Raw genomic sequence first — 18,821 nt, 5'->3', positions numbered from 1 at the left:
TCGGACCGGATCTCGCATCCGCTCCGATGATCTGACCTTCCGCGTTTGCATCGGCCTTCCCGCAAACCGCAATTCGGGCCGTTTCCCTAGGTTTCATCGACCCGCATCCGGCGCCCCCAGACGTCGAAAAGCTCGCCGTGGTTCAGGACCAGCCGGTCGCGCTCCAATCCGTCTTCCAGCGAGCGCAAACGCGTGCGGGCGAGCGCGTCGTCGAGTGGGCCGCCCTTCTCTGCGCGGGTCGGAAAAAACGCGACGGCATCCCAGCTCACGCCGGCGCTGCGAAACATCAGGATGATGTCGCCCCAGTCGATCTCGTCGCCGATGACATGGACATAGGTGGAGCGCAGAGGCTCGACCTTCGGCTCGGCAATGCGGACCAGCACGATCAGCGCCGTGAACGGACCCTTTCGGAACGCTTTGGCGAGCCAGGCGTCGAAATCGGTACCCAGCCCTTTAGAAGTCGACACGCGGGGTCTCCGGCATATAGCGCTCGAACAGAGCGTAGAACTCCGTGCCGGTCTCCTCCCGGTACCAGTCCTCGAAGGCGAGCAGGGCGGCCTGCGAACCCCGACCGGGCGGCCCCTCGCTTGCGCTGATCTCGTCCTGTATCGCCTCGAAGACCGGCATCAGCCTGTCGAGGACGAGCGCCTGCCGCGGACCGATCTCGTCCCAGCCGAGCGCACTGGCGACGATGAACCTGGCGCGCGCAGTCGCCTTGTCGGGATCCTCTGCCTCGACGATGGCTTTGGTCGAGCTGCGCATCAGGTTGAGCCTGCGGAAGGCGTTGGCGCGTTCCCGGGCGAGCACCTCGATCCGCGTGGCCGCCTCGCGACGATACGCGTCCTCGGCCCGCCGGGCAGCTTCAGCCGCTTCCTCGAAGACCGCGATCAGGTTGAGGTCCGGCGCGTCTGTGTCTTCGGTCATGGCGCCTCAGTGAGCTGGCGGAAGAGAATGGGAGTCGAACCCACCAGAGACCGTCTGACGGCCCCTCCCGGATTTGAAGTCCGGACGCCCCACCGGGGACGCTTCTCCTCCATTCGACGCATCAACCGTCAGCGGACCGAACAGGTCGAGCCGCTGACGGTTGATGCGCCTGAGATCGCCGCGGCGGATTGTGACGCCATGGCGATCGAAGAATTCAAGGATCTGGATCGCGACCTTGCGGCCGTTATCGAGCCTGTCGCGAAACTGCGCGGCGTTGAACCCGGCCGGGTCGCGTGCCGCGAGGTCTGCCGCGACGCCGACCATTTCGGAGACCGTATCGCGCAGGAAGAAGTGGTCAAGTGCGAGCTCGTGGACATCGCCGCGACGCCCGGCAAGGCGGAACAGGCGGCGGATATCCTCCTCGCGGCAACCCAGGATCTGGGCGACGTCGCGTACGCGGGGCGGGCGGAAGCGCTCGCCGCTGCCGATCAACGGCGCGACGCGTGCCCAGAGCGCCTCATCCTGCGGCGTCAGCCTGACTTCGTGCTCGGGCCGCCTGATCCAGGAACCGATGACGACGAGTTCACCGGCATGCGCCAGCCGGGTCAGCGCCGTGCGGAAGACGGCGGCAGGCAAGCGCGGCGTCACGGCCAATCGCAGCCTTTCCAGCCCCATTCCCGGCTGGTCGGGGTGGTCGGCGTGATAGGCTTTCAATATCTCGATCACCGAGCCGGAGAGGTTCTTCCAGCTCTGCGGGAGCATGACCGAAGCACCGATTGGCACAAGGCCGAGCCTGACCGCCAGTGCCTCGGACTGCCCGGGCCCGAGCGCGCGGTCACGCGCGAAGGCCTCCAGCTCGGCATGATAGGGTGGCTCGTCGAGCAGCCTTGCCAGCGCCTCCGCATCGTCGGTCTCGGCTAGGGCGAACAGCTGGGCCTGCCTCTCCGGGCTTCGGCGCCGACGCTCCGGCGCGCGCAAGTCGAGGAAGCGGCCACCGCCGATCGTCCGTGAGGCGCTGGTGTCGCGCAGCACGAAGCGATCAAGCGTGGCGGCCGCAATCGGGCTGTCGAGCACGAGCTGTACCAGCGCCGTCGCGCCGGGCGCGATCTCGCCGCCAAGCAGGACGATGCGGGCGCCCACCTCGGTCGCCGCATGGTGCAGCCGCACCGGTTGCCACATCGCCAGCGGCTTCTTCTCGGATGCGACGATTGTGAGTTCGGCGTCGATCCGCGTGGCCGGAGCATGCAGATGCGAAGCGACAATCATATCGCCACGATGGATCGCGTCCTTTGATATCTCCGACCCCGCGAGATTGAGAGCACAGCGATCGCCGGCCGTACCTCGCTCAGTGGGGAGGTTCTGGGCGTGGATCGAGCGCACGCGTGCCGGGATGCCTGAAGGGGAGACAATGATGCTGTCGCCGACCGCGACTGCTCCCGAGAGGACCGTACCGGTAACGACCGTGCCGGCGCCGGAGAGTGTGAAGCAGCGATCCACGGCCAGGCGGAAGGCGCCATCGCCACGGCGCATATGCGAGGATTGGGCTCGTTCGCTCAGCCGCGCGGCAAGCTCGGCGATACCCGACCCGGTCACGGTCGAGACCGGCAGGATCGGTGCGTCAGGGAATGGCGTATCAGCAAGCAGCATACCGATCTCGCTGTGCAACGCGGCGAGGCGCGCCGCTTCGACGAGGTCGGATTTGGTGATCGCGACGACGGCTTGGCCAATGCCGAGCAAGCGGGCGATGTCGACATGCTCGCGCGTCTGCGGCATCACCCCGTCATCGGCCGCCACGACGAGCAGCAGCAGATCGATGCCGGAGGCGCCGGCCAGCATCGTGTGCACGAATTTCTCGTGACCAGGCACATCGATGAACCCGACGATCCGGCCATCCCGCTGCGGCCAAAAGGCAAAGCCGAGCGTGATGGTGATGCCACGCTCCTTCTCCTCCTTGAGACGATCGGTATCGACGCCGGTGAGGCGTTTCACCAGCGAGGTCTTGCCATGATCGATATGGCCCGCCGTGCCGATGATCATGGCGCGGCCTCTTCGGGCGCGACGGCCGCGCGCGCTGCCTTGATGAAGGGGGCGGCGAGCAGGCTGCCGCAGCGCTCGGCGTCCAGCAGGAGGCAGAGAGCGCGGGCAGCATCTTTCGTGACGCCTTGGCCGAGCAGTGTCGCGGCGCCGAGCATGGCCTTCGCGTCGGCGTCGCCGGCTTCGGCGCCGCGCTGCCACCACTGCGCCGCCAGCACCGGATTCCGCTCTACGCCGAGCGCCTCGTGATGCATCATCCCGAGCCGGGTCATGCTGGCAGCGATCCCGGCCCCGGCCGCGGCTTCCGCCCAGCGCAGGGCGTCGGGCAGGTCGGCCGCACTGCCGCTCTCAAGGAGCATCCAGGAGAGCATGTCCTGCGCCGGCGCATCACCCTGTTCGGCCGCGAGCCGGTAGAGCCGGGACGCCTCGGCGTCGCTTTGCGCGACGCCGTCACCCTTGAAATGCAGAGCAGCGAGATTGCGCTGGCCGACCGCATCGCCGCTTTCGGCCGAGAGCGAGAGCCAGCGCAGCGCGAGCGCCGGATCGGGCTCGACGCCCAGTCCCTCGGCGAAGCAGGCGCCGATATTGTTCTGGGCGCGCGCCAGGCCGGCATGAGCGAGCGGACCCCAGATGGCCAGCGCCGCACCGTAATCTCCACGCTCGACCGCCGCCGCGGCGGCAGCCATCGCCGTAGTGGTGTCGGCCGGCGGCGACCGGTCGCGACGGAGGAGGCGGTCAAGCAAGGGCATCGCCGGCCTCGGGATTCAACAAGCGCAATTGGCCGATGAAGGCGTCCTCGTCCTCCAGGCAGCGCAGGTCGAAGACCAGCGCGCCTTGAGCGATGCGCCCGATCACGGGCAGGGGTAGGGCGCGAAAGGCGGCGGCGAGTTTGTCCAGCGCCGCGCCGGAGGCCTTGCCGGATGGCTTCATCGTGATCCCGGCGCTCGGCAGCGTTTCGAGCGGCAGCGCGCCTGAGCCGATCTGGCTGGAGCAATCGGCGATTTCGACGATCCAGCCGGAGCCAAGAACGTCGGCGACGTGCGGCTGCACGCGCTCGGCCAGGATGCGCAGTGCGGCTACAGGGCGCGTGAACAAGCGCAGCGTCGGCAGCCTGTCGGCCAACCGGTCGGGGTTGCGGTAGAGCTTCAACGTGGCTTCAAGCGCAGCAAGGCGCAGCTTGTCGAGGCGCAGGGCGCGCTTGAGCGGGTTCTTCGCGAGCTGGGCCACCAGTTCCTTGCGACCAGCGATGAAGCCGGCCTGCGGCCCGCCGAGCAGCTTGTCGCCCGAGAAGGTGACGAGGTCCGCGCCGCCCTTCAGTGCATCCTGCACCGTCTTCTCATGGCGCAGCCCCCAGCGCGCGAGGTCGATCAGGGTGCCGGAGCCGAGATCATCGACGAAGGGGAGGTCATGCTGATGCGCCAGCGCCGCAAGCTCTGCGGGCTCAACGGCAGCGGTGAAACCCTGCACCATGTAATTCGATGTATGGACCTTCATGATCAGCCCCGTCGCGGAGCCGATTGCCTCGGCATAATCGCGCAGATGCGTCCGGTTGGTCGTGCCGACCTCGCGCAGGATCGCGCCGGCACGCGCCATGATGTCGGGCATGCGGAAGGCGCCGCCGATCTCGATCAGCTCGCCGCGCGAGACGATGGCCTCGCGGTCCCGGGCGAAGGTGTTGAGCACGAGCAGCACGGCCGAGGCGTTGTTGTTGACGAGCAGCGCGTCCTCGGCCCCCGTCAGTTCGCGGACGAGGTCGCGGACATGCGCGTCGCGCTCGCCGCGCTTGCCGGCCTCGATGTCGTATTCGAGGTTGGTCGGGGAGCGCATCGCCGTGATGACGGCGTCGATCGCCTCCTCCGCCAGCAGGGCGCGGCCGAGATTGGTGTGCAGCACCGTGCCGGTGAGGTTGATGACCGGTCGTTGCGACGGCCGCTCCTGATCCTCCAGGCAAGCCAACGCGCGCTCGGCGATCGCCTTGACGGGGGCAGGGTGGGGCGGTTCAGTTTGCCGCATCCGCTCCAGAACCTGACGGACAGCCCGTGTGGTCGCCGGTCGGCCGTGGCGTGCAAGGGCGAGCTCGCAATGCGGACTGCGTAGCACCTCATCCACCGATGGCGGGCGGAAGCGTTCGGGTCGGTTCATCAGGCTCCCTCCGGGAGACGCATGATCAGTAGCCGAGCAGGAAAGGGTTTACGCCAGCACGGCGCCATCCTGCTTCCGAGACCAGAAGGTCGAGGCCGAGGCTCGCGACATCGTCGGCCACTGGCTCCAACTCCGCATCCTTCCGTTGGTTCAGGATCTTCAGGTAGGTCCGGCACTCGTCGCAGGTCTCTGCCTTGATCGTGTCAGCGATCCCTTCGATGGCCTGATAGGCGATGCCCTTGGTCGAGCCGCAGGAGACGCATTTCACCCGGACATGGTTCCACTGCGTTGCGCAAAGCGAGCACTGGACATAGCGAACACCTTCGATGTTCGCCGTGGCCATGACCGCGCTGGCGACAGGCGGGCCGCCGCAGCACGGGCAGACGCCGTCGGCGACGGGCTGGGGCAGGGTGGCGTCGAGCAGCGCAGCGCGTAGAGCCCCAACGACTTGCAGGGCCGCAGCCGCGAAGATGTGTTCGGCGGCAGTCTCTGCAGGCACGGCGTCGTCGAGCACGGCTGCGAACATGGTACCGCGGGCGGCGCTGTCCGCTTCCTTCGCCCGGTTCAACGCGGCGCGAGCAAGCTCCGGCATGATGACGTCTTCGAGCAGAACGAGAAGCCCTCCGAAACAAGTGGACGTCGCCTCGTCCAAGGCCAACTCCGTACGCGGCAGCAGAGGCATCGCGTTGGCCGCTCGGCTCCGTTGTTCGGCGAGGGAGGGCATCGAGGGCGGAGCGATCACGCCCGCCAACTGCTCCTGGGCGGTTGAGAGCGCCGCAAGGAAGGTCAGATAGGGCTGGAGCTGGTGCCCCGGTGCCAGGGCTGCGAAGCGCATGGCGCGCAGCCCGAACATCAAGCGTGGGTCTGGAAGCCGGACGAAGGGGGGCTTGTCGCGTTCGGCGATGCCGACATCTTCAAAGGTCGCAAAATCCTGGCTGTCACTCATCAAGTATCAACCTCACGAACCCCACGGGCCACGTCGAGGCGGAGCAGCCGAAGCTGCCCCGCGAAATTCTATTCCGCCGGACCTATGCCATGACGGCGCGGGGGCACCTGCCGCTCGTCGATGACGCCCTTGCGGGCCTCGCGCCGGAGCCAGAGCCGATGATGCCGGAAGGCCCAGCCACCCGTCACCTTGCCCTCCGTCATCGCGTTGATCGTGCCGCGCACATAGAAGCCGGCATAGATATGGACGATGACGACCAGCAGCATCGCGATTGCCGCGAGCGCATGCACGATATGGGCGAAGCGCTGCTGTTCGATGGTGAAGCTGGTTCCGAAATACTCGTACCAGATCATCAGACCTGTCCCGAACAGGACGAGGATCATCAGCGTCATCAGCCAGAAGACGAGCTTTTGCGCTCCGTTATACTTGCCGATTTCGGGGAGATTCTCCTCGCGACCGGCCATCACATCGCCGATATGGCGCATCCATTCTGTATCGACACGGGTCCAGAAATTGTAGCGGACCATCTGGACGAACAGTACGGCAAAGCTCAGCAGCAGCACCACGCCGATCCAGGGATGCAGCATCCGTGTATTCGAGCCTCCACCGAAGAAGCTCGACAGGAAGAACAGCGACGGGTGAAACAGGGCGGCCCCGCTGAGCGCAAGCAGGATCAGGGAGATCGCCGTCACCCAGTGATTGACGCGCACGCGGCCGGGGTAGCGGTCGACGGTCGTGCGCTCTTCCTCACGCCTCACGGCCACGGGCTGCCTCCTCGTCGATCAGATGCTCGGCCTCGCGATCTTCCGCACGGCTGACATCGTTACGTCTTGCGACGGTCGCATGGACGAAGGCGAACATGGCGGCGAAACCCACGACAGCCATGCCGGTATATTTGGTCAGTCCCTTCCAGAGCTCAACGACCTGGCTGATCCTGGGGTTCTGCGGAAGGTTGGCATAGAGCTGCGGCCTGTCGGCATGGTGCAGCACGTACATCACATGCGTGCCGCCGACGCCCGGCGGATCGTAGATGCCGGCATTCTTGAAGCCGCGGGACTTCAGGTCGGTGATCCGGCCCTCCGCATAGTTCAGCATCGCGGCCTTGGTGCCGAAGACGATCGCGCCGGTGGGGCAGGCCTTGGCGCAGGCCGGCGCCTGGCCAACCGAGACCCGGTCGGAACAGAGCGTGCACTTATAGGCCTTGTGATCGGTCTGGCTGATGCGCGGGATGTTGAAGGGGCAACCCTTCACGCAATAGCCGCAGCCAATGCAGTTCTCCGAGACGAAGTCGACGATACCGTTATTGTACTGAACGATGGCGCCGGGGGCGGGGCAGGCCTTGAGGCAGCCCGGATCGGCGCAATGCATGCAACCATCCTTGCGGATCAGCCATTCCAGATTGCCGCTCTCCGCATTTTCCCATTCCGTGAAACGCATCAGCGTCCAGGTATTCGGCGTCAGATCGTGCGGGTTGTCATAGACGCCGATGTTGAAGCCGACCTCCTCGCGCAGGTTGTTCCATTCAAGGCATGCCGCCTGGCATGCCTTGCAGCCGATGCATTTCGAGACGTCGATAAGCTTCGCGACCTCGAAATCATGCCGAACATCCGGCGGCCTGAAGGTCGTGGCCGAGATGCGGGCGAAGTCCTGACTCTGCAATCCTGCCATCGCCGCCTCCTCAGCTCGTGACCGGCCCGTTGCTCGGCTCGACATTCACCAGGAACGCCTTGAACTCGGGCGTCTCGATGTTGGCGTCGCCGACGAACGGAGTGAGGCTGTTGGGGCCGAAACCCTTCCTTGCCGCACCGGTGAAGCCCCAATGGAGCGGGATGCCGACGATATGGACCGTCTTGCCGTCGCAAATCATCGGCTTGATGCGCTTGGTCACAACGGCCTTCGCATGCACGGAACCACGGTTGGACGAGACCTTCACCCAGCTGCCAGGCTGGATGTTCTTCTCCGCGGCCAGTTGTTCGCTGATCTCGACGAAGAACTMCGGCTGCAGCACCGCATTGACCCAGACATGCTTGGTCCAGAAGTGGAAGTGCTCGGTCAGGCGGTAGGATGTTGCCGCATAAGGGAACTTGTCCGAAGTGCCGAGCGCCGCCAGATCGTCCTTGAAGATGCGAGCGGCGGGGTTGCCGCGGATCTTGGGCGCCATGACATTGGTGACCGGGCTTTCGAACGGCTCGTAATGGGCCGGGAAGGGGCCGTCTTTCATCATGCCCCGCGAGAACAGCCGCGCGGTGCCCTCAGGGTTCATGATGAAGGGGCCGACATCCCGCGGCTTGGCGGCCGGCGCGATGTCCGGCACGTCGAACCCGGTCCAAGTGCTGCCATTCCACTCGATCAGCCTGCGCTTGGGATCCCACGGCTTTCCGTCGATATCGGCGGAGGCGCGGTTGTAGAGGATGCGCCTGTTGGCCGGCCAGGCGAACGCCCAGTTGGCATAGGCGCCGGTATTGCCGGGGTCGCTCGTATCCCGGCGGGCCATCATGTTGCCCCGCTCGGTCCAGGAGCCCGAATAGATCCAGCAGCCGCAGGCCGTCGATCCGTCATCGCGCAGCTGCCCGAACGTATCGACCAACTTGCCCTTCTCCAGCACGATCTTGCTCGGATCGACCGGGTCGGTGACGGTCGAGACGACGTAGCCGTTCATCTCCTTCGCCAGCTCGTCCGGCATCGGATCGTCCGGTATCCGATAGGGCCAGTGCAGGTTGAGGATCGGATCAGGGAAGGCGCCGCCTTCCTTCTGGTAGAGCGCCCGCAAGCGGAGATGGAGCTGCCCCATGATCCAGGTGTCGCTCTTGGCCTCGCCGGGAGGTTCGGCTCCCGGCCAGTGCCATTGCAGCCAGCGGCCGGAGTTGACGAGCGAGCCCTCATCTTCTGCGAAGCAGGTCGTCGGCAGCTCGAACACCTCGGTCTGGATGGCCTCGGGCTTGACGTCGTTGAAGACGCCCTCGTCCTTCCAGAAACGCGATGTCTCCGTCTGCAACGGGTCCATCACGACGAGGAATTTCAGCTTGGAGAGCGAAGCCGTGACCTTGCCCCGATTAGGGAAGGACAGCAGCGGATTGAAGCCCTGGCAGAAATAACCGTTCACCTTCCCCTGGTTCATCAGTTCGAAGGTGCGCAGCACGTCGTAGCCCGGCACGTCGAGCTTCGGCAGCCATTGATAGGCGAAATCGTTCTCCGGCGTCGCCGCATTGCCCCACATCGACTTCAGGAAGCTCACCATGAACTTCTTGTAGTTCTGCCAGTAGCTCATCTGGTTGGGGCGCAGCGGCTTGAAGCCGCGCGTGCTCATATAGGTCGTGAAATCGACCTCCTTGTCCGTCGGCAGGGTCAGATAGCCGGGGATCAGGTTCGACATCAGGCCGATATCGGTCAGGCCCTGGATGTTGGAATGGCCGCGCAGCGCATTCATGCCGCCGCCACGCATGCCGATATTGCCGAGCAGCAGCTGCAGCATCGCCATCGAGCGGATGTTCTGCGAGCCCTTGGAGTGCTGGGTCCAGCCGAGCGCATACATCGACGTCATGACCTTGTCGCGCGCCGACGTCTCCGAGATCATCTTGCAGATCGTCAGGAACTTGTCCTTCGGCGTGCCGCAGATGCGTTCAACCATCTCCGGCGTGTAGGCCGCGATGTGGGTCTTCAGGAGCTGGTAGACGCTTCGCGGATGCTGCAGCGTCTCGTCGATCTGCACGTAGCCGTCCGGACCGAGCTCGTATTCCCAGCTTGAGCGGTCGTAATCGCGCTTGGCTTCGTCGTAACCGGTGAACAGACCCTCCTGATAACCAAAGCCTTCCTTCACGAGGTACGGCGCGTTGGTGAAGGCGCGCACATAGTCGTGCTGGATCTTGTCGTTATCGATGCAGTACTTCATCACCCCCAGGAGGAAGGCGATATCCGTGCCCTGCCGGATCGGCGCATAGAAATCAGCGACGGACGCCGAGCGCGTGAAACGTGGATCGACGACGATCAGCTTCGCACCCCGCTGGGCTTTCGCTTCAGTGACCCATTTGAAGCCGCAAGGATGCGCCTCGGCGGCATTGCCGCCCATGATGACGACGAGATCGGTATTCTTGATGTCCGTCCAGGAGTTCGTCATCGCACCGCGACCGAATGTTGGGGCCAGACTGGCCACCGTCGGTCCGTGTCAAACGCGCGCCTGGTTGTCGAACGCCAGCATCCCGGTGCTTCGCACCACCTTGTAGGTCATGAAGGCGGTTTCGTTGGTCGTCGCCGAGGCCGCCAGGAACCCGGTGGACAGCCAGCGATTGACCGTCACACCATCCTGATTGGTGGCGATGAAATTCTTGTCGCGGTCGTCCTTCATCAGCCGCGCTATGCGGTCGAGCGCCTCCGCCCAGCTGATGCGCTTGAAGTCACGTTGGCCGGGGCCGCGATATTGCGGGAATTTCGTGCGCGTCTCGGCATGGACGAAATCGAGCAGGGCCGAGCCCTTGGGACAGAGGGTACCGCGGTTCGTCGGATGATCCGGATCGCCCTCGATATGGATGATCGCCGAATGGGCATTTTTCGATCTATCGCCCAGGCCGTACATGATGACGCCGCAGGCGACAGAGCAATAGGGACAGGTATTTCGCGTCTCGGTGGTTTGCGCCAGCTTGAAGGGGCGCACGGCCTGAGCCAGCGCCTGCTCCGACTCCCCGAACCCCAGCGCAGCTATGGCTGTTCCAGCCAGTCCCGTTCCTGCGCCTCTCAAAAACTGGCGGCGCGATAGCTCTTGAAGCATCCGGACCTCCCAGAAGGCGACATATTCGCCCTTGTTCTCTTTGGAATAGTGAAACTCTGGACCGACGGCGTCAAGATGACTTTCCGGAAACTGGCGGCCGGGCGCGTATGCCGCCGCGGCACCATTTCGTCGTCTTGTAGATTATATCCATCGCATATTTGGAGTATCGACCGATATTTTGCACCGACCCCGATCGAATGATATCAACCATATGCAGATATATTAACAAATCGATTGATGACGCTACGTATGACAGCGAGTAACGACTGATAATATCTACAACCTGGAGCACTAAGAACGAAGTCCTGCCTAAATATTGGTCGCATTGCTCGATTATCGTCCGATTCCTACAAATGTTCGGATAGCCTCGCGGTCGCGTTGTCGGGCGACTGCGTCAATCTGCCGGTCCGGGAACCGCGCCTCCATTTGCGACACGGATCGTCGGCTGTCCTACGTAAGGGACCGGGTTGCCGCAAAACGAATCATGTCGAGGAGAAATCTGCCGCGTGGAAGCATGGCGTCGGGGCCTGGGACATCGCTGCGGTGCTCCAACCAGCCTGCAAGAGCGTTGCCATCGCCCTGAGATGTCGCGCCGTGCCTGCGGGTTCGGGCTACCCGCAAGGCGCTCTGCCGTCGGATTGGAGATAGGATTTCAATTCAGCCGGGGTGGAGTTGAACAGGCCAGTGAAATCCTTCTGAGTGACGAACCCGGCTCGCGACAAGAGGCGGATCTGTTCGGCGAGCGGCTCCGGCACGAAGGCAGACGGTTGATAGCCCGAGGTAACGTCATTGCCGCGGCCTCTGTCGGCACTATCGACAGCGACGATCATTCGACCCATCTCGCTTTCGCGGACATTCTTTACCATGGAAATGTGTTCCCGCCGCGCGCGAACGAATTCGCTTAGCCGTGCGACCAAGCGGTTGCGGTATTGGTCGTCGCAAAATCGGTTCTTGTAGATGCGCATCGTGCACGCCAGGAACTCCGCTCCTTTCTCTGGTCCCAGGAATGTCTGCCCGCGTTTTTCCGCGTAGGCTGCGGCATCTCTGCTCGTGGGCTTCATGCAGCGTTCGTGCAGTTCGCTGTCGATCGCACTGAAGCCATCGGCAGTTTGCTGCATCTCAAACGTCATCATCCAGGACTGGCCGACGATGAACGGCACCGGTCCTTGCTTGTTGTAGGACCGCGCAACCGCAACGGGATCGGAACCGAAGCCCGCAACAACGGCCGGAGCAGTCGGGGGTGGGGGGCTGGAGCTGCGCCCCAGCAAGAAATAGGCGCCAGAAAAGCTCACGAGAATGGCGACCACGCCGATTGCAATGTCGGCCACGCCTATGCCAGGACCGCCGCTCCCGCCCTGGGGACCGCGAGAACTTGCCTCAGCGCCACCGCCTTTTGCATCGGTGGTCGGAGGCTTCCTCTTACCGAACGACATGGTCTCGATCCCGCTACACTCGTGTTGTCTTATCGGGCAGATGCCGGCGTCCTATCGTGGGCAGACGCTGGTTGCGCCGTACCCGTCCGGATCAATGCGAGTATCCGCCTTCACGCTTCGTTGGCCGATCTCGATCCGGCGTGCGTTCGTGGTCGACCAGACGCGCAAATTCTCTCTGGGGATGCCGAAATAGCGCTGCCATCTGTCCAGCGCCGCGCAGACCAGTCGCTGCCGGGGTCTATCCGTTGGGAAACGGGAATAGTCTCCCGGGCTTGCCACGTCCCCGGCCCCAAAGGCACCGACGCGAAACCCTGCGAGCAGTCCATCCCTGGCTCCGGCGAGATCAAACGCAAACGGTCCTTCGACGCCAATCTTCGCCCGCTGGCTCGGGAGTGCCCCGCTGATCTGCAATAGAGCCGGCCTGTCGGCGATGAGGACGACGGCAGACGCGCCAATGTTGGACAGGTCCAGGGCAATGGCCTGCGGGTCCGATTTGCCGGGGAGCTTGGCCTGCGCCTCAGAGGTCACTGCGGTCGTTTCGGCCGCACTGACGGCGTGGAAGAGGACATGCACCATGTCCGTATTCCTGGCCTCGGCAGATTGCGCGGTCATGCCCTCGAGGCGCTGGAAGAGCCGTTTCAGCGCCTCGGCATCGTCACCGGAGACGACGCCGCTCGCGCGTTGCGCCGATTCGATTTTTGTCAGCAGGGGATCGAATGACGGGGTCGCGCGCCAGAGATGAAAATTCACGGATACGAAGATGCTCGCTGCGGTCACAATCGGCAGCACCAGGACAAGAATGAGCAAGGCATTGGCGACGCGCCCAGCCCGCGTCGCAACCGCGCTGCCGGCCTCCTGCACAGCGGGGTCTTGTTGCTGCTTCCTTCCGAATGACATCGTCCGTGCCTCAGCCGTCCAATCGGGCGGGAGGATACTGCCTGCCGCGATCCTTACGCTGGGTTAAGCGACCCAGGGTAGAACAGGAAATGGCGCCACGAAATTGAGGGGAGGGCCGTGGCGTGGCCCGATGACGTCCTCACTCAGCCGCAGCAGCCTGATCCGCCGGCTTGTCCTCGAGCGCGGCCGTCATCGCGTCATCGACCTTTTCCAGCCAGATGAATTCGAGCCTCTTGCGGGCATCCTCCGGGATGTCCTCGAAATCGCGGCGGTTGCGGGCTGGCAGCATGACGCGGGTGAGCCCGGCTGCTGCTGCCGCGACGACCTTCTCCTTGATGCCGCCAACCGGCAGAACCAGCCCGCGCAAGCTKATCTCTCCCGTCATGGCAGTGTCGCTTCGCACAGTACGGCGGGTCAGGAGCGAAACCAGCGCGGTGAACATGGCAACCCCGGCGCTTGGCCCATCCTTGGGCGTAGCGCCGGCGGGGACGTGAATATGGATATCGCTCTCGGCGAACATGGCGGGGTCGATGCCTAGTGATGAAGCACGGTTCTTGACCACACTGAGGGCGGCCTGGGCGCTTTCGCGCATCACGTCGCCAAGCTGGCCGGTCAGGATCAGGTTGCCCCTTCCGGGAATGCGGGTCGCCTCGATGAAGAGGATGTCGCCACCAACCGGCGTCCAGGCCAGCCCGGTGGCAACGCCGGGTACGCTTGTGCGCATGGCGACCTCGTTCTCGAAACGGGGCGGACCGAGGATCATCGCCAGATCATCGGCCCCGATGCGAACCTGCGTGGCGCTGCCCTCGGCGATCTGTACCGCCGCGTGGCGCAGTGCGCGGCCGATCTCGCGTTCGAGGCCGCGCACTCCGGCTTCGCGGGTATAGTCATGGATGATCCGCCGCAGCGATACGTCGTCGATCTCGACCTGCCCAGGCGCGAGACCGTTGGCCTCGAACTGTCGGCGCAGAAGATAACGCCGCGCGATCTGAAGCTTTTCGCTTTCGGTGTATCCGGAGAGGCTGATGATCTCCATGCGATCGAGCAGCGGCCCGGGGATCGTGTCGAGCATGTTGGCGGTGGTGAGGAACACGACGCGGGAGAGATCGAACGGGACGCCGAGATAGTTATCACGGAAGGTCGCGTTCTGCTCCGGGTCCAGCACTTCCAGCATGGCGGCGGAGGGATCGCCCTGGATGCCCCGGCCCATCTTGTCGATCTCGTCGAGCATCATCACGCAATTGCGCGCCTTGGCCTTGCGGATCGCCTGGATGATGTTGCCGGGCAGGGCGCCGATATAGGTTCGGCGATGGCCCCGGATTTCGGCCTCGTCATGGACGCCGCCCAGGCTCACACGCGAAAAGGGGGGCCCCATGGCTCGCGCGATCGACTGACCGAGCGAGGTCTTGCCGACACCGGGCGGGCCGACGAAACACAGGATCGGCGCCTTGCCTCCCGGCGCGAGCTTCCGCACTGCGAGGTATTCGATGATGCGGCGCTTGATCTTGTCKAGCCCGAAATGATCCTCGTCGAGAATCTGGCGGGCGGCAGCCAGGTCGATCGGTTTCTCCTCGGGGAGGGCCCAGGGCAGCTCGATCAGCCAGTCGAGATAGGTGCGAACCATGCCCGCCTCGGCCGCGGCCTCCGGCATGCGCTCGTAGCGGCGCAATTCCTTGCGCGCGACCTCTTCCGCTTCCGGCGTCATCCCGCCCCTCGCGATCGCTTCGGTGAGCTCGGCGACCTCCGGCCCTCTGCCGTCCGTCTCACCCAGTTGGCGCTGGATCGCTGCCATCTGCTCGCGCAGGATCGCTTCGCGTTGGCGCGCATCGAGCGATTCCTTGGTCTGGCGGCCGATTTCCTGGGTCAGCCGCAAAACTTCGATCCGCCGGGCCAGGAAATGCGAGATCCTGTCCATGCGCTTGGTGATGTCGATGGTCTCGAGGAGCTCCTGCTTCTCGTCGACCGTGATATCCAGATAGGCGGCGACGAGATCGGCCAGGGCCGTGGGCGAAACGGCCGATTGAACGGCCGCAAGCAGTTCCTGCGGCACCTGCGGGAGGAGTTGCAGCGCCTCGAGCGCCTGTTGACGCAGATGGAGTGTATGAGCCTCGATCTTCGGTGTGAGGAGATCGGGCTGCTCGATCCGCAACACACGCGCCGCGAAGAAGGGGTTCTCGACCACAAACTCGACCAGGCTGAAGCGTTGCTCCCCTTGCAGGACAAGGTGATGGCTGCCGTCCGGCGCGTTGATATAGCGAAGGACATTGGCGACCGTTCCCACCCGGTGCAGGTCCGCAGGCGCCGGATTCTCGATCTCGGAGGCGCGCTGCATCAGAATGCCGACCGGTCGCTCTTCGCGAAGCGCCTGCTGGGCCGCAAGGACCGAACGCTCTCGTCCGATCGTGATCGGGAATACCGTTCCGGGGAAGAGAACCATGTCGCGGACCGGAACGATGATCAGGGCATCGGAAGGCACGGTCGAAGGCGCCGCGGGATGAGCGACCGATGCCGCCGGCTGTTCGGTTTCCTGCTCTCGATCCTCGCTCGGCATGAATCCCTCCCAGGCACCTGTTCGCGAACGGCTCTCGACCTCAAATCGATTTCTGCAGGCTGAGCACCAGGCAGCCATTCGCGTCGCTGCGCGTCACGGCCGCGTAGCGTCCTTGGGGCAGGCGGACGCGGCGCTCGAAATGGCCCTGGGGAATCTCAAGCCGATGGATAGTCGCGGTGCGGAGTTCCGAGGGCAGGGTGCGGCGCCCCACCACGACGAGTTCGCCGTCTTCGATGGCGATTTCGACCTGGTCGGTGCACACTCCCGGCAAGGCGACCAGGATCAGGACCTCAGTCTCGAGCTCGAGTACGTCGACCGGTGGGACCCAGGACACCTGTTGGGCCGCCTGGCGTGGCTGGAAGAACTGTCGGTGCAGATGCTCGGCCCGCGTCAGCATCGCGATCGCTTCCGACCACATCCAGCTCTGATGATCGTCACGCCTCATGTCCGCAGCTCCACTTAAGGTGCTTCCAGCATTCTAGAGCCTAGCCACGCATCATGGCCAGATTGGGCATGAGCTTGCGTCCTGAGCAACAGATAGGGCGCGGCAGAACAGGGCGCCACGGCGTGACGGAATATAGCGCGCAGGCTGAACCTTGCGACCGCAGGAGCGATCCTCGCTGCAAGAATCCTTCGGTCACTCGTATGAAATCGAAAGAGCGCTCGCCCAAGCTCACCCGACACAGCCGAGCGCGCTTCGCTAAGATAAAAAGCAAACCAAACTAGGTCTTTACGGGAATAATCTCACCACTGACTTTCAAGTTGTGAGCGGCTGCATCTCGCGCAGTCACGGCATCGCGGTCCTGCCTTCGAGCCACTAGAACGCGCAGCCCGCGCGCAATGAGTTCGCCCGCCTGTCGAAGTTCCAGGCGTTTCTCGAGGCGCTGCAAACCTGGAAATACCATCCGAGGCGCGGCCTTCGCTGAAGCAGCCCACAATGATGGTTCAGGGAGACCGATCGGGCTTTCGGATTCCCGAGCATCCATGCGCATGAGGCGGATGGTGGCCGGATCCACCACTCGTTCCTGCACCACACTGGTGCTGTCAGGACCGGCCGGGCCACGAGAACATCTCTCGGCAGCGCATCGGGGTTGCAGCGGCCAATCGTCCGTCCATGCCAGCAGCAGGGCAGTGTACACCGCGATGTGACGGCTCAAGCGTTTGTCGCCGTCAGCATGAGCTCCGTCAGTCTCGGATCCGAAGGAGGGCTCGATCGGTGCTCCAAAGAGCGCCGCCTTGATTCGCATAAGACATATTATGGAACCAAACTATATGATCCTCGATCCCCTGATCCGGGCGCGGCCTTGCTTGCCGAATGGCCAGCCGATCAGGAAATCAGTCGATCGATAAATCAAATAGGTCATTCACGACAGCCTCTTATGGCAACGTGCCAAAGTAGATAGCGACCTCTCCGCTTGCCGATATTCCAACCGTTCGGGACACTGGCTCATTGTCTTGGAGCAGGCTTGATTGATGCGGGACCGCGCGCCTCGAAATGCATGGCAGAGCCATGGTCGCCAGGAATGGATTTCGACCGTCAGCCCGGATACAGCCTGACATGATGGCTGCTTCGGGGAATCGATGACCATGCGCACGTTGCAGGATTGTGCTGAAGCTCTGGCCGGTGGAACGATCACCGCCCGTGCGCTGGTGGAGGAATGCCTCGAACGGATTTCAGATCCGGCGGGCGAAGGTCGACGCGCCTTCATCTCGGTCTCGGCAGTCAGCGCCCGGGCGTCGGCTGATGCCCATGACGGCTTGCGGCGGGTCGGCCGTGCGGCCGGCCCATTCGCCGGCATTCCCTTCGCCGTGAAGGACCTCTTCGACGTTGCCGGCGAACGGAGCATGGCTGGCTCACGTGCACTGGCCGATTGCGCGCCGGCGAAGGCTCATGCGCCGACGATCGCACGCATGATTTCGGCCGGGTTCATCCCGATCGGCCGGACCAACATGACCGAATTCGCCTATTCGGGAATCGGTGCCAATCCACATTATGGAACGCCGCTCAGTCCCTGGGATCGCGCCTCACGCCGCATTCCGGGTGGCAGCTCGTCGGGCTCCGGCGTGGCGGTTGCCGATGGCATGGCACCGGTTGCACTCGGCAGTGACACGGGCGGCTCATGCCGGATTCCGGCCGCGCTCTGCGGCATTGTCGGCTACAAGCCGACAGCGCGACGGGTGCCGCTCGATGGCGTCGTCCCGTTGTCGAGCAGCCTTGATTCATTGGGGCCGCTCGGCGCCAGCGTGGCCTGTTGCGCCATTGTTGACGGCGTCCTGGCGGCCGACTCTCTTGCGCCGCCGCTGCCACGCCCTATTGCGGGTCTGCGCCTTGCCATCCCGACCCAGATCGTCAGGGATGGCATGGATGCAACCGTGTCCGCCGCTTTCGACCGCGCAGTCAGCCGCCTGAGCGCGCTTGGCGCGCTGATCAGCGATGTTGATTTCGCGCCGCTCGGGGCAATTGGCAAGGCCAACAGCAAGTTCGGCTTCGCGGCGCCCGAGGCTTTCGCCTGGCACCGCGCGCTGCTCGAAACGAAGGGCGAGCTTTACGACCCCCGCGTCAGCAGCCGGATCGCGACCGGCGCACAGGCGCTGGCCGCCGATTATCTCGATCTCGTCCTGGCCCGGCGCGAGATCATCGCGGCAATGGATGCGCTTACCGCAGGCTACGACGCGCTGCTGATGCCGACCTGCCCGATCATGGCGCCGCGCCTGGACGATCTGACGGAGGATCCCGAGTATTTCCGGCTGAACGGGCTGCTGTTGCGCAACCCGAGCCTCGGCAACTTCCTTGATCGCTGCGCGATCAGCCTGCCCTGCCATAAGCTTGGCGAGGCTCCGGTCGGATTGATGCTGACCGGCGAGACCGGCGGCGATCGCACCCTGTTTGCCATTGCCGCCGGGATCGAGGCGGCCTTGCGGCAATGAGTGCTCCAAGAGGGGCGGGCACAGCCCCTCCCCCCGTAGGGCTCTGTTTCAGCGTTCCTTGAAGATCCTGTTGGCGTGGTCTGCGAAGGGTTTCGTCAGGAACGAGAGCGCGGTGCGTTCCTCGGTGGTGATGAAGACCTCGACCGGCATTCCGGGCTGGAGCTTGCGGTCGCCGAGGGCGGCGACGAGATCGCCGTCGATCTG

General features: G+C 64.2%; 14 protein-coding genes, 1 tRNA gene and 1 pseudogene. 1 reads left to right on the top strand and 15 read right to left on the bottom strand.

The window, feature by feature from the left end; translation table 11 throughout:
- Positions 1–86: 86 nt before the first annotated feature.
- The 15 genes and pseudogenes from AC1DGP_RS18565 to AC1DGP_RS18495 form a co-directional block, all read right to left on the bottom strand.
- On the bottom strand, positions 87–467 hold the full coding sequence (locus AC1DGP_RS18565; RefSeq protein WP_441491600.1) for a hypothetical protein: 381 nt from the start codon (positions 465–467) through the stop codon (positions 87–89).
- Entirely contained in the window at positions 454–924 is a 471-nt protein-coding gene (locus AC1DGP_RS18560) for a hypothetical protein (RefSeq protein ID WP_476832396.1), read from the bottom strand. Before AC1DGP_RS18560 ends, AC1DGP_RS18565 begins: the two co-directional genes overlap by 14 nt.
- 15 nt (positions 925–939) lie before the next feature.
- Positions 940–1,035, bottom strand: a tRNA-Sec gene (locus AC1DGP_RS18555).
- A gap of 111 nt (positions 1,036–1,146) precedes the next feature.
- Positions 1,147–2,961, bottom strand: a pseudogene (gene selB, locus AC1DGP_RS18550) (selenocysteine-specific translation elongation factor); the annotation flags it as partial.
- Positions 2,958–3,707 carry a tetratricopeptide repeat protein gene (locus tag AC1DGP_RS18545; protein WP_441507790.1) on the bottom strand — a complete coding sequence of 250 codons (750 nt, stop codon included), beginning with the start codon at positions 3,705–3,707 and terminating at the stop codon, positions 2,958–2,960. The pseudogene selB and the gene AC1DGP_RS18545, both read right to left, overlap by 4 nt.
- On the bottom strand, positions 3,694–5,100 hold the full coding sequence (gene selA / locus AC1DGP_RS18540) for an L-seryl-tRNA(Sec) selenium transferase (RefSeq protein WP_441507789.1): 1,407 nt from the start codon (positions 5,098–5,100) through the stop codon (positions 3,694–3,696). The genes AC1DGP_RS18545 and selA overlap by 14 nt, the downstream gene beginning before the upstream one ends.
- A gap of 25 nt (positions 5,101–5,125) precedes the next feature.
- Complete coding sequence (gene fdhE / locus AC1DGP_RS18535) at positions 5,126–6,046, bottom strand: formate dehydrogenase accessory protein FdhE (protein WP_441507788.1); 921 nt, start codon at positions 6,044–6,046, stop codon at positions 5,126–5,128.
- Between the two features lie 68 nt (positions 6,047–6,114).
- On the bottom strand, positions 6,115–6,810 hold the full coding sequence (locus tag AC1DGP_RS18530) for a formate dehydrogenase subunit gamma (protein ID WP_476832395.1): 696 nt from the start codon (positions 6,808–6,810) through the stop codon (positions 6,115–6,117).
- On the bottom strand, positions 6,794–7,714 hold the full coding sequence (gene fdxH / locus AC1DGP_RS18525) for a formate dehydrogenase subunit beta (RefSeq protein WP_441491594.1): 921 nt from the start codon (positions 7,712–7,714) through the stop codon (positions 6,794–6,796). Before fdxH ends, AC1DGP_RS18530 begins: the two co-directional genes overlap by 17 nt.
- 10 nt (positions 7,715–7,724) lie before the next feature.
- Complete coding sequence (gene fdnG / locus AC1DGP_RS18520; RefSeq protein ID WP_476832394.1) at positions 7,725–10,808, bottom strand: formate dehydrogenase-N subunit alpha; 3,084 nt, start codon at positions 10,806–10,808, stop codon at positions 7,725–7,727.
- Between the two features lie 611 nt (positions 10,809–11,419).
- Positions 11,420–12,241: a hypothetical protein gene (locus AC1DGP_RS18515; RefSeq protein WP_441507786.1), complete on the bottom strand. Its 822-nt coding sequence runs from the start codon at positions 12,239–12,241 to the stop codon at positions 11,420–11,422.
- Positions 12,242–12,292: 51 nt separating this feature from the next.
- A complete protein-coding gene (locus AC1DGP_RS18510) occupies positions 12,293–13,138 on the bottom strand; it encodes a hypothetical protein (RefSeq protein ID WP_441507785.1) in 846 nt (281 codons plus the stop codon).
- A gap of 139 nt (positions 13,139–13,277) precedes the next feature.
- Positions 13,278–15,689, bottom strand: coding sequence for an endopeptidase La (gene lon / locus AC1DGP_RS18505; protein WP_476832393.1), 2,412 nt, complete (start codon positions 15,687–15,689; stop codon positions 13,278–13,280).
- A gap of 40 nt (positions 15,690–15,729) precedes the next feature.
- Entirely contained in the window at positions 15,730–16,134 is a 405-nt protein-coding gene (locus AC1DGP_RS18500; RefSeq protein ID WP_441507783.1) for an Hsp20/alpha crystallin family protein, read from the bottom strand.
- Positions 16,135–16,411: 277 nt separating this feature from the next.
- Entirely contained in the window at positions 16,412–16,846 is a 435-nt protein-coding gene (locus AC1DGP_RS18495) for a hypothetical protein (RefSeq protein WP_441507782.1), read from the bottom strand.
- A gap of 424 nt (positions 16,847–17,270) precedes the next feature.
- On the opposite strand from AC1DGP_RS18495, the gene AC1DGP_RS18490 reads away from it, so the two are divergent.
- The gene (locus tag AC1DGP_RS18490; RefSeq protein ID WP_441507781.1) at positions 17,271–18,617 is read left to right on the top strand and encodes an amidase; all 1,347 of its coding nucleotides are present in this window, start codon (positions 17,271–17,273) and stop codon (positions 18,615–18,617) included.
- The last annotated feature ends 204 nt before the right edge of the window (positions 18,618–18,821 follow it).

The organism is Allobosea sp. 05T433 (assembly GCF_056396065.1).
The sequence above is the reverse complement of the archived record's forward strand: the minus strand, read 5'-3'. Positions and strand labels throughout refer to the sequence as shown.

Excerpts from the sequence above, each read along its gene's own strand:
- AC1DGP_RS18560 (WP_476832396.1), bottom strand. The coding sequence starts at position 924 with ATGACCGAAGACACAGACGCGCCGGACCTCAACCTGATCGCGGTCTTC.
- AC1DGP_RS18545 (WP_441507790.1), bottom strand. The coding sequence starts at position 3,707 with ATGCCCTTGCTTGACCGCCTCCTCCGTCGCGACCGGTCGCCGCCGGCC.
- selA (WP_441507789.1), bottom strand. The coding sequence starts at position 5,100 with ATGAACCGACCCGAACGCTTCCGCCCGCCATCGGTGGATGAGGTGCTA.
- fdhE (WP_441507788.1), bottom strand. The coding sequence starts at position 6,046 with ATGAGTGACAGCCAGGATTTTGCGACCTTTGAAGATGTCGGCATCGCC.
- fdxH (WP_441491594.1), bottom strand. The coding sequence starts at position 7,714 with ATGGCAGGATTGCAGAGTCAGGACTTCGCCCGCATCTCGGCCACGACC.
- AC1DGP_RS18515 (WP_441507786.1), bottom strand. The coding sequence starts at position 12,241 with ATGTCGTTCGGTAAGAGGAAGCCTCCGACCACCGATGCAAAAGGCGGT.
- AC1DGP_RS18510 (WP_441507785.1), bottom strand. The coding sequence starts at position 13,138 with ATGTCATTCGGAAGGAAGCAGCAACAAGACCCCGCTGTGCAGGAGGCC.
- AC1DGP_RS18500 (WP_441507783.1), bottom strand. The coding sequence starts at position 16,134 with ATGAGGCGTGACGATCATCAGAGCTGGATGTGGTCGGAAGCGATCGCG.
- AC1DGP_RS18490 (WP_441507781.1), top strand. The coding sequence starts at position 17,271 with ATGACCATGCGCACGTTGCAGGATTGTGCTGAAGCTCTGGCCGGTGGA.